General features: G+C 27.9%; 13 protein-coding genes and 1 pseudogene. 12 read left to right on the top strand and 2 right to left on the bottom strand.

The window, feature by feature from the left end; genetic code table 11:
• Positions 1-519: 519 nt before the first annotated feature.
• The 11 genes from XO12_RS10675 (at position 520) to XO12_RS10625 (ending at position 9725) form a co-directional block, all read left to right on the top strand.
• Positions 520-810 carry a DUF5320 family protein gene (locus XO12_RS10675; RefSeq protein WP_156166200.1) on the top strand — a complete coding sequence of 97 codons (291 nt, stop codon included), beginning with the start codon at positions 520-522 and terminating at the stop codon, positions 808-810.
• Complete coding sequence (locus tag XO12_RS10670) at positions 810-1049, top strand: DUF5320 domain-containing protein (protein ID WP_047266737.1); 240 nt, start codon at positions 810-812, stop codon at positions 1047-1049. The genes XO12_RS10675 and XO12_RS10670 overlap by 1 nt, the downstream gene beginning before the upstream one ends.
• A gap of 118 nt (positions 1050-1167) precedes the next feature.
• On the top strand, positions 1168-2016 hold the full coding sequence (locus XO12_RS10665; RefSeq protein ID WP_047266738.1) for an ATP-binding protein: 849 nt from the start codon (positions 1168-1170) through the stop codon (positions 2014-2016).
• Positions 2013-2885: an ATP-binding protein gene (locus tag XO12_RS10660; RefSeq protein WP_175420299.1), complete on the top strand. Its 873-nt coding sequence runs from the start codon at positions 2013-2015 to the stop codon at positions 2883-2885. The genes XO12_RS10665 and XO12_RS10660 overlap by 4 nt, the downstream gene beginning before the upstream one ends.
• Before the next feature lie 17 nt (positions 2886-2902).
• Entirely contained in the window at positions 2903-3247 is a 345-nt protein-coding gene (locus XO12_RS10655; protein WP_175420298.1) for a NifB/NifX family molybdenum-iron cluster-binding protein, read from the top strand.
• Positions 3248-3259: 12 nt separating this feature from the next.
• Positions 3260-3592: a NifB/NifX family molybdenum-iron cluster-binding protein gene (locus XO12_RS10650; RefSeq protein WP_175420297.1), complete on the top strand. Its 333-nt coding sequence runs from the start codon at positions 3260-3262 to the stop codon at positions 3590-3592.
• 18 nt (positions 3593-3610) lie between these two features.
• The gene (locus XO12_RS10645) at positions 3611-3874 is read left to right on the top strand and encodes a 4Fe-4S binding protein (RefSeq protein WP_047267954.1); all 264 of its coding nucleotides are present in this window, start codon (positions 3611-3613) and stop codon (positions 3872-3874) included.
• Between the two features lie 22 nt (positions 3875-3896).
• Positions 3897-5759, top strand: a complete 1863-nt coding sequence (locus XO12_RS10640) for an NAD(P)/FAD-dependent oxidoreductase (RefSeq protein WP_175420296.1) — start codon at positions 3897-3899, stop codon at positions 5757-5759.
• A gap of 202 nt (positions 5760-5961) precedes the next feature.
• A complete protein-coding gene (locus XO12_RS10635; RefSeq protein WP_047266743.1) occupies positions 5962-7608 on the top strand; it encodes a C45 family peptidase in 1647 nt (548 codons plus the stop codon).
• 249 nt (positions 7609-7857) lie between these two features.
• Positions 7858-8781 (top strand): hypothetical protein, encoded by a 924-nt coding sequence (locus XO12_RS10630; protein WP_047266744.1) that lies wholly within the window; start codon positions 7858-7860, stop codon positions 8779-8781.
• Between the two features lie 359 nt (positions 8782-9140).
• Positions 9141-9725 (top strand): hypothetical protein, encoded by a 585-nt coding sequence (locus tag XO12_RS10625; RefSeq protein WP_175420295.1) that lies wholly within the window; start codon positions 9141-9143, stop codon positions 9723-9725.
• A gap of 29 nt (positions 9726-9754) precedes the next feature.
• Here the strand turns inward: XO12_RS10625 and XO12_RS11410 are convergent.
• Positions 9755-9874 (bottom strand): annotated as a pseudogene (locus XO12_RS11410) (IS256 family transposase); the annotation flags it as partial.
• Between the two features lie 238 nt (positions 9875-10112).
• Positions 10113-11258 (bottom strand): IS1634 family transposase, encoded by a 1146-nt coding sequence (locus tag XO12_RS10620; protein ID WP_175420294.1) that lies wholly within the window; start codon positions 11256-11258, stop codon positions 10113-10115.
• An 82-nt stretch (positions 11259-11340) separates the two neighbouring features.
• Here XO12_RS10620 and XO12_RS10615 point away from each other — a divergent pair.
• A partial coding sequence (locus tag XO12_RS10615) for a transposase (RefSeq protein WP_175420178.1) occupies positions 11341-11629 on the top strand: 289 nt, incomplete at its 3' end.

Below are 11629 nucleotides of genomic sequence, written 5' to 3'. Positions count from 1 at the left end.
ATTTTTTTATTGTTCTTCTGTCATATCCATATATTCTTCCTAATTCAGAAAAATTTGGTTTCATTCCCATCATCCTTATTATTTCTAGTTGTTGTTTTACTTTCTCCATCTTTGGTATCCTCCTTTCCGAAATAGAAGGATACCATTATTTCTTTATCCTTTTTGTACATTTTTGTTCATTTTTATTTTCCTCTTTTTGTTCTTTTTTATTTTACCATTTACACCCTTAAAATTATGAATGTAAGCCGTCAAAAAAAACAGGACGTTTTTTTGAGTGAAGCTTTTTCATGGATGAAAAATCTGAACGACGGCTGAGAATGAATAATTTTAAGGATAAGCAATCGAGCTGCCTGAGTGAATTTGACTTTTTAGACATCGTATCTGCAATACCATATAATTATTGAAAATAAAAAAAATGTTACAATAATTTCATCTAAACAGTTGACATATATATGTATTATGTATATAATAAAAGTAGACGTATATATAAAAAACATATAGAAAACGGAGGTGAATGACATGGCATATTATGATGATAATTATGGATACGGAAGAGGATTCGGTAGAGGAATGGGACATGGTTATGGTATGGGAAGAAGAATGGGAGCAGGATTTGGAAGAGGTTTTGGTAGGGGACGTGGTTTTGGTAGAGGCTTTGAATATGGCGCAGGAAATTATGACGAATATTACAGGCCATCAGATGAAAAAGCTATGTTATTAGATTATAAGAGATATCTTGAAGAAGAAATGCGTTTTGTCGAAGAAAGATTAAGAGAACTTGATAGATATTCTCAAGGGGGTGAAAGGTGATGCCAGGCTTTGATGGAACAGGCCCAATGGGAACAGGACCAGTCGGAAGAAGATTGGGGCCATGTGCAAATCCAGGATATATTGCTCCAGTTTCACCAGTATATAGATGGGTGAGACCTTTTAATAATGCATTTTATGGATTCAGAAGAGGTTTTGGCATGGGACGCGGTTTTGGTAGAGGTTTTGCCGCCGGATATGGTAGAGGTTTTGGTAGGGGACACGGAAGAAATTGGTGGTAAAAATATTTTAATCGAGGGTTGGTTTCCAACCCTCTTTTATAAGTATTTAATATAATATATCATTTTTGTATATATAGTGGTATAATATATATGAATAATTGAACAGGAGGAAAAAAACGTGAAAATTACTATATTAAGTGGAAAAGGCGGAACAGGTAAAACAACTGTCTCTACCAATTTAGCATACACGCTATCAAAAATATACAATGTTCAGTTATTAGATGTTGATGTTGAAGAACCAAATGATCACTTGTTTTTTGATATAAACTTTGAAAAAGAGGAAAGTGTAGATATTTTATTACCTATAGTTGATAATAACGCATGTATAAAATGCGGGGAATGTGCTAAAGCGTGTCAGTTTGGTGCTATTTCTGTATTTCCAACAGGAACAATGGTATTTGAAAGCCTATGTCACGGTTGTGGAGCATGTGCTATGGTTTGCCCTGTAAATGCTATTAAAGAAGAACCTAAAAGTATAGGTAAAATAAAATTAGGAAAAATAAATGAAAATTTAAAATTTGGAATGGGTCTTTTAAATATAGGGGAACCTTCAGGTGTAAGGATTATAAGACAATTAAAAAAGCATATAGATAGATCTGCAGATATTGTATTAATCGATTCACAACCTGGAACATCTTGTCCTGTGGTGGAAAGCTTAAGAAACACAGATTTTGCTATCTTAGTGACGGAACCAACAACATTTGGCCTACATGATTTAGCACTTGCTGTAAATTTAGTAAAAGAAATGGGCATACCTGCAGGCATTGTTGTAAATAGAGATACAGGCAAAACAAATATGATAGATGAATATTCTAAAAAAGAAAATATTCCTATAATATTAAAAATACCTTTTGATAGAAATATAGCAAAATTATATTCAGAAGGAAAAATATTCTCTCAGTATTTACCAGAATGGGAAGAAAAGTTCAAAAAGGCTTTTGAAACCATAAAGGGGATGATTATATGAAGCAATTAGTTATAGTCAGCGGAAAAGGTGGAACAGGTAAAACAACTTTAAGTTCTTCCTTTGGAGCTCTATTAAATAACGCAGTCCTTGCTGATTGTGATGTTGATGCTGCTAATTTGAATCTAATGTTCAATGGTGAATTAAAAGAAAAATATGATTATTATGGTGGAAAAAAAGCTATAATAGATCAAAATAAATGCGATAAATGTGGTATTTGTAAAAATATCTGCCGATTTGAAGCTATAACCTTTGAGAATGGTATATATGATGTAGATCCATATGCATGTGAAGGCTGTAATGCATGTGTTATAGCTTGTCCTCAAAATGCTATAAAACTAGAAACTGCATTATCTGGAGAATATTATTATTCATCACTTAATGATGAAAAAGATATTGTTCATGCTAATTTAAACCCTGGAGAAGAAACCTCTGGTGGATTAGTAGCAGAAGTTAGAAAATTAGCCATGAATAAAGCCCAGGAAAAAAATAAAGATATTGTATTAATCGATGGCGCTCCTGGTATTGGATGTCCTGCAACTTCATCTATAACAGCAACAGATTATGTTGTTATAGTAACCGAACCAACAACGTCAGGATTACATGACTTAAAAAGAATTGTAGAAACAGTAAGACATTTTAGAAGAGATTTTGGTGTTGTAATTAATAAATATGATTTAAACTCTGTTGTAAGTAAAGAAATAATAAATTACTGTATAAGCGATGGAATTGAAGTACTCGGTGAAATCCCTTTTGACGAAACAGTTGAAAAATCAAACTTAGAAATAAATCCTGTTGTTAATTATGAAAATAGTTCAGCTGCAAAAGCAATTAAAGATATATTCAATAAGGTAATGCAAAAATTAAAATAAATTATGGAGGTGTTATTATGAAATTGGCAATACCATCACAAGGAAAAACATTAGACTCATTAAGCAACGATAGGTTTGCAAGAGCCGAACTTTTTGTAATTTATGATTTAGAAAAAAACGAAATTGTTGAAATAGTAGAAAACACAGCAAATGAAGCACATGGCATGGGGCCAAAAGTATCGCAAATGTTAGCAGAAAAAGGTGTTAATATATTAATATTGGAAAGTGTTGGGAAAAATGCCTTCGAAGTTTTAAAAGCTGCAGGAATAGAAGTTTATTTAACAAAAAAAGATACATTAGCTAACATAATTGAAAATTACAAGAATGGAAAATTAGAAAAAGTAAAAAGTGCAACACATTAAGGAGTTGAGATAATGAAAATAGCATTTGGAACAAAAGATGGAATACATATAAATGATGAACATTTCGGACATTCTGAAATATATGTTGTATATGATTATGACGGAAACGAATTTAAAAAAATAGAAGAAATTGAAAATCCTTATGCAGAAACTCATTTACATGCAAAGGCAGAAGAAATAAAAGAATTTTTAGGTCATTGCAAAGTCTGGGTAGGTAATTCAATGGGAAAAGGTTCCATGATAAAGCTCGATAAATGGGGATACAAACCTTTAATAGTTGAATCAAAAACAGTTGAAGATGCATTAGAAGAAGTTAGATATATGCTGGCTGGAGAAGTAGAATAATCTCCTGGAGGTGATAACATGCCATGGATAAAAGAAAATGAATGTGTAAAATGTAAAATATGTGTAAATGTATGTCCTGTTGAAGGAGCAATAACTTTAAAAAATGATGGTTATCCATACATAAATAATGACATTTGCACAAGATGTGGATTGTGTATGGAAAAATGTCCTAAAAATGCTATAAGACCAAACTCTGAAAACCCGGCAATGCGTGGCATGGGTAGAGGCAGAGGAATGGGTCGCGGCATGGGTAGAGGATTAGGAAGAAATAGGGGATTTTAAAAAAGAAAAGGGGTGATTTTTCTTGAAATTTGGAAATTTTGAAACGAAAAATCATATATTTATGGCTCCAGTAAAAACAGCATTAGCCACACCAAAAACAGGATTTATTACAGACGAACAAATAGCATACTACGAAAGAAAAGCAAAAGGTGGAGTTGGCACAATTATCTTAGAACCAATAGCGGTTTTACCTTCAGGTAAAGAACACCCAAAACAAACTATGTTAAATACAGATGAACACATAACAGGATTGAAAAAATTAACTAACGCACTTCATAAACACGAAACAAAATTAATTGTACATCTTAATCACGCTGGAAGAGCTGCAAACCCAAAAGCATCAGGTGAAGTTTTATCATCATCATCAATCAAATGCCCTTCTACAGGTCAAATTCCAAAAGAATTATCAGAATATGAAATAAAAAATATAATCGATGCATTTAAAGAAAACGCATTAAGAGCTCAAAAAGCAGGTGTTGATGGAATCGAGATTCAATTTGGACACGGATATATAGTTCATCAATTTTATTCTGAAAGACTGAACAAAAGGGATGATGAATACGGTAAAAATAGATTCAAATTTGTCAGAGAACTCTTATCTTCTATAACATCAGAACTCGAAATCCCTTTGTTTATCAGAATTTCCGGAAGTGAGTTTGTGGAAAATGGAATAACAAATGAGGATTTAAAAACAATATTTGCTCTAGCAGAAGAATTTAATGTTTCTGCAATTCATGTTGGGTGGGGAAATGCATGTGATTCAGCTCCATGGTATTATAATCATATGTCATTACCAACAGATATAATGGATAAAAAGTTAATGGAAATAAGAGAATTAACTTCATTGCCATTAATAGCCGCAGGTAGAATGCATAAAAATGAAAGATACAAAAAATTAGTGAAAGATAAAATAGTAGATGGTGTAGTCTTTGGAAGACAATTAATTATTGATCCAGACTTTCCAAATAAAATATTATCAAATTCTGATGATTATTTAAGATGTGGTAGTTGCTTACAAGGATGTCTTGGAAATGTAAAAGCAGGAAAACCAATAGGTTGTATAGCAAATCCAGAATTACATAAAGAATTTATTGTTAACATTGAAAATAAGAAGAAAATAGCAATAGTTGGAGCAGGTCCTGCAGGATTATTTGCTGGCTTATACTTAAAGAAAAAAGGTTACGATATAACTATCTTTGAAAAAAATGCATATTTAGGTGGTCAATGGGTATTAGCATATAAATCTCCTGGAAAAATGTCCATGAAGGATACATTAGATGATTTAATAAAAAAAGCAGAAAAAGAATTAACCATAAAAACAAATACAAAAGTTACAGCAGAAACTTTTAAAAACAGGTCTTTTGATGCAATTATTGTGGCAACTGGTGCAAACCCATTTATCCCTCCTATTAAAGGATTAGAAAATTACATTACTGGCTTTGATTTCTTTGAAGGAAAAGAAATAAATGGTGAGAGGGTATTAATAATTGGCGGAGGTTTAATAGGATTAGAAGTTGCTGAAGCATTAGTTAAAGAAAACAAGAAAGTTACTGTTGTTGAGGCGTTAGATGAAGTTGGAAGAGGAATGGAAATAGTGGCAAGCAAATTATTTAAGAAAAATTATGCTCCAAAAATATCTATTTATACAAAAACTATGGTAAAAGAAATTAAAGGGAAAGAAGTATTCGTTCAAACCAAAGAAGAAGAAGTTTCTTTAGGTGAATTTGATGATATTGTAATTACGGCAGGCACAAAACCAGATAATAAACTATATGAAGAATTATCAAAAGAATTAGATAATGTATATTTAATAGGAGACGCATTAAAAGTTGGACAAATAATAGACGCAACAACTGAAGGCTTTGAATTAGCGATGAAAATATAATTAAAATAATTAATCTCCTGCTTCATGCGGGAGATTTTTTATATTAAGGGGTAATCCATACATTTTCGAATTATTTAAACATTTTACTAAAAATTAATATTATTTTTATTGCATGACAAAAATGTTGTTTGTTATAATATTATTTGTAAAATAACTATAATACATACAAATTTTCCATAATCATAATGAAAGGTGAAATTAAATGAAAAAAATTTTATATCTTCTATCTATAATTTTTCTTATAGCAATATTTTTTCTAATATATCTTTTTATACCTTTAAATTATAAAACTGAAAATATAAATAATAAAAATTATAGGTTGAAAAAGGTTGGAAACATAAAAATAGTTTATTTATCCGGAACACCATCAGAAGTTGGTTATCATCATGGTCTTGCATTGAAGAACGAAATAAATAAAATGAAAAATTATCTTGAAGAAGAAATGAGGAATAGGAATTTTTTTGAAAAAATTATAATAAGATATACAATGAAAAATTATTTTAGAAATACACCTTCAAAATATAAAGAAGAAATGGCGGCTGTTGCCAGAGCAAGTAATGTAGATCTAGACACAATTTTTTTATTAAATATATACGATGAAATTTTCAACCTATATGGTTGTACCAATATTGCAGTGTGGGGTGAAAAAACTGTTAATAATGAAATAATTCATGGCAGAAATCTTGATTATTTTCTTTCAAATAAACTTTGGGATCAAAATGTTCTATTTGTCTATAATATAAATGATGGAAATAATTTTGTTTCATTAACATGGCCTGGAATAGTTGGAGTATTATCTGGAATTAATGAAAAAGGAATAAGCCTTGGTTCTATGACTTCTGAATCTGATTATCAAAGTTCAAAGGGTATTTCTACGGGAATTCTGTATAGAATAATTATGGAAAATGCCGAAAATATATCAGATGTTGAAAATATATTGAGAAAAAATAAAAGAACAATAGGAAATAATTTGATGGTTTCAAGTAGAAAAGATAATAAAGCTGTAGTGTTTGAATTTGATTCAAAAAATTTTGAAAAAATTGAAAGTAGAGAAATGCTTGTTTCAACGAATCATTTTACAGCATTGAAAAATAAAAAAGGAGATTATTCTGGTTCAATATCAAGAAAAATTATTGCAGAAAAATATTTAGATAATAAGCAAAATATTTCATCGAACAATATTGTGGAGATTATGAGAAGCATGGATACAGGTGATTTTGGTAATCAATCAATATGTAGATCTGACACAGTTCACAGCGTGATTTTTTTACCGAAAATCGGAGAAATCTATATTGCTGCAAATGATGGAATATATGCATCATGTGGAAGATACTTCCATTTTTCATTTAGAGGAGGCAAATTAAAATTTATTGATTATATAGATTATTCTAATAAATATTTTAATCTATTAAGAAGCTTTTTTTACTATAAATATCAGGTAAAAGAATTGGATAATAAAAAAATTATGTATTATATAGAATCATTTACGAAAAATAGAAAACTTGATGATATAGATATAATCAATATTATTAGGTTCTATAAAAGTATAGATTTAAAAGAAAAAACATATGAGTATATTGATAAATTAAAAATACAATTTGAAAATCAACAACAAAAAGTAGAAGAAATGAATAAAAATATTGATTCAGCGGATAGATATTTTGCTATTAATCATTATGAAGCCAGTTTATACGCATTAATTGAAGGATATAGAATAATTGAAGATAGGGAAAATCTTAAGAAATATTGTGAAATAGGTATAAATGATGGAATTGGTGGTGAATCAAATGACTGGTATGAAATGAAATTCAGAGAATATTATAAGGAATATTTCTTACAAAATATATAATAAATGAATGATATGAAAAATTGTATTAGATGTGGTTTTCGTTTTTTATCAAGTAAAATTAGAAAGAGTCTTATTTGAACAGTTCAAAGTTGGGAGAAACATCATGGGAGTATGTAACTGGAAAAGAAAATAGAAGTTACAGATAGAACTAAATATAAATTAGTGAAATTACTAAAATTGAATTAAAAGGATTATAATACATATTCACCCTAAGGATATTTAGGATGAATTAAAGATAGGAGGAAAAAAATGAAAAAGAAAAATATATTAGTATCTATTGTACTTATGATATTTATTTCAGTATTTGCTGATTATAATATCTTAATTCCTGGTGCAAATGAATTTGTTAAAACCATAAAAGTGGAAAATTATAAATTAAAATATTTATATTTAAAGGAATTCGAAGAATATTTGAACATTGATAATTTAAAAATTGGCAGAGAAGGGTCTATTATAACATTTGATAACACTATAAAAAGGAACTTTTATATTGCAAACTTAAATAATTTAAATAAATGGAAAGCTTTTGAAATTGAAAATTTACCAATTCCTTCTTATATATCAGACTTTCCATTTACAATAAATAATAATTCAATTATTGTTTTTTATAATAATTATGAAAAAAAAGAAAAAATAGAATTGAAAATTTTCAATTACATGATATCAGATAAAAAATTAAATTTAATAAAAACATATTTAAACCTTTCATCTCCAAATTTGTATAATACAAACCTCAGTAACAATTTTTTAGTATATGTCTTGGAAAATAAAAATACCAGTAATGTTGAACTTCATATTTTAGATATAAAGAGTCAAAAAGATATTTTGATAAAAAATGTGATTGGAAATCCTAAATTAGATATAAATACAAAAGGAGATGTGATTTTTACAGAAGGTATATACATTGAGTATTATAATAGCAAAGATAAAACGATAAAAGAAATAGAATTTGACAAATTATATCCAGAAATAATAATGGATGAACCATATTTCGTAACTTTTTTGAACGAAAAGGATATTGCAATATATAGTAATGAAAAATTAGTGATATTTGATATCGAAAAGTGGAGTATAAAGGAGGTTATATATGATATACCAGAAAATATTGTTGGTTTAACAGGTTTAAGCGATGGAAGCATTTTAATAAATATTTATGATTATAAAGGTGAATAATATACAAATAAGAGGAATATACGTTCAAAACACATTGAAATTAGCAGAAGAGATTGGTATTTTAGATGAGATATATCAAAAATAGAATTAGAGATATAGTTATATGTTAAGTTGGAAGTTATAAAATCAAAAAAGTTCGAAGGGTAGGAGAGAATGAAAAAACGGTAAGAGTGTATATTTTAATAATTTTTATTAGTCTTTTTTTATATCATGTACTAAGATAGAAAAACTCGATGGAACTATTATAACTAAAGAAAACCTTGAGATAAAAGATTCTCCAAATTATAATAAACTTTCAAAATTATGTTTAATAGCAAAGGAAAATTATTATTTAAATTACATAAATGGGGAGATATATAATGTTTGGTATGAAAAACCATAATATATTATTTAAAGTATTTTTTTATTTTATATTTGGATTGTTATTGTATTTTCTGATAATATTTATATATAATATATATTTTAATCCATTATATATATTAAAAAAATATTATAATGCAATGTTTCATGCCAAAATATATTATGATAGTCTTCTTAATGATAATACTGTTTCTTCAAATACTATCGAAAGTTCTTTTAAAGCATATTTGAATAAAATGATAGAAGAAAGGAAAAAATATGTTTTAGAACCTGAAAAATCAGGAAAATTTATGGAAGAATATTATATTCATCTGGATGAAAATATTGAAAATATTTTAAATCCAGATGGTGGTGCAGAAATAAATATTAAAAAAGTTAAGAGGGAATATATCGTACATCTTTTAAATGAAATATTAGTATCTTATGATTTAGATTCTAAAGGTAATATAATAAATAAAGAAATAAAGAAAGAAGAACTTAAAAAAATTAAATATTCGGAAAATGCAGAGATTACATTTTATATTGTGAGGACATGGAAGGGATTAAAAATTGATTGGATGAAATCTGTATATTTGTTAAAATGAAGGAACTATCCAAATTGGCAATGTACGTTTTCTATTAGATTGGTTGTATATATCAGCTTCCTAATAGGTTTTGAATATTTAAAGTAAGCAAGTTCCCAATTGTTTTTCTATATTTGTGCTGCTATGGGGTGAGTTTTGCCCCATTTTTTCAAATTCTACAAGTGCAGCCTCAGCAACCTCAAGACTTGGAGCTTGGTATATATGAATTCTCTATCAACATTACCAAGAATTTTTTCATTTTCTTCTTTCCTTTTTCCTGAGTTTGACACTTATATTCCAAAGCAAAGTTTAAAAATCTGAAATAATCAGAAAAATATCAATTGTTAATTTTTTATTAAAACCAAAATTAGCCACACACCACCCTCTTTTTAGCTTTTGATACGGCTTTTAGTGATATTTGTTTTTAAACTCTTTTAAATCCATCATTTTTTTTGGAATTTCTATTTTTAATGTCTTTAATATATTTTTTTGAAATCCACTCAAATTAGCTCTTAATGCAAATTTTTTATCTTTTATTCTTATTTCTGAATATTCCATATTTTTTAAAGCATTTCTTATTTTTTCATGAGAATATTCTATGTTGTTTTTTTCTAGTTCTAATTCGAGTGTTCTTAGTATTATGTAAGATATAAAACTCATTACAATATGACCTTTTATTCTTTTTGGTGTCCAGTGAAATATTGGTCTTGTTTCTAGATAATTTTTTAGTGTTCTAAATGTTTCTTCTACTTTCCATAATGTATGATACTGTTCTAATATTTGTTTTGGACTTAATTTTGTGTTTGTTATTATTCCATAGTATCCATCGTATTTTTCATCATTTTTTATTTTTTCTTTATCCAATATATATTTTTGTTTTGTTTCTTCTTTTAAATATTTTTTAGCTCCTCTTTTACTTTTTGCATCAATACTTCCATCTTCTATCATTTTTTCTGCTTTTTCTATTAATCTCATCCTGTCTTTTTTATCTTTTTTTGCTCGTTCTTCTGAATATATTATGAGTAATCTTTTATTTTCATATTCTATTTCTCTGTATTTTATTCCTTTGGCTATTTCTGTAAATTCTCCTTCAAATATATTTATTTTTTTTAATTGTTTTATTGATTTACCTATTATGAATTCATAATTGGATTTTTCTACCATTTCTATATTTGCCTTACTCATCATTCCTCTATCCGCTACTACTATTACTTTTCCTAATTGATATTCTTTTTTCATTTTTTTTATTGAATCTTTTAATGTATGTCCTTCGAATGTATTTCCAGGGTATATATCAAAACTCACTGGCATTTTATCTTGATCTATTGACATTCCTAATACTACTTGTGATTCATTGAATTTTTTATCTTTTGAATATCCCATTTGTAATATTTCATTTGTTTGTTGTGTTTCAAACGCTAATGTTGTTACATCGTAAAATACCAAATCTACTGTTGTATTAAACAAACTCATCCTTTGATCATACATATGTTTTTCTATCTTTTCTTTATTATCTGCGAGCATGTCTAATGTTCTATACAACCAATGTAGCATTACGTATTCACCCCTTACAAGATTTGGACAAAAAATAAGAAAGTGATATCATAAAATTGAAAAAAAGAAAGGGGTGTTTTTTATGAGAAAACGAACTAATTACGAACCAGAATTTAAGTTATCTGTTGTTAAAGAGTATCTTTCTGATGATTCATTAACTCAAAGAGATATTTGTGAAAAGTATTCTATTCCAGATTCTGTTTTTGCAAGATGGGTTAAAAAATATAAAGATTCTAATTATGACGATAATGTGTTTCATTCAAAAAAAGGTCGTCCTAGTTCTATGATTTCTGATATTTCTAAGGTTCCTCCAATTATTTACGAATCTGCTGGTATTATTAAGTCTAATTCAAATAATACTAATGATTCTG

This window comes from Marinitoga sp. 1154 (genome assembly GCF_013363285.1).
Taxonomy (GTDB): Bacteria; Thermotogota; Thermotogae; order Petrotogales; family Petrotogaceae; genus Marinitoga.
This window is presented reverse-complemented; position numbering and strand designations above follow the sequence as displayed.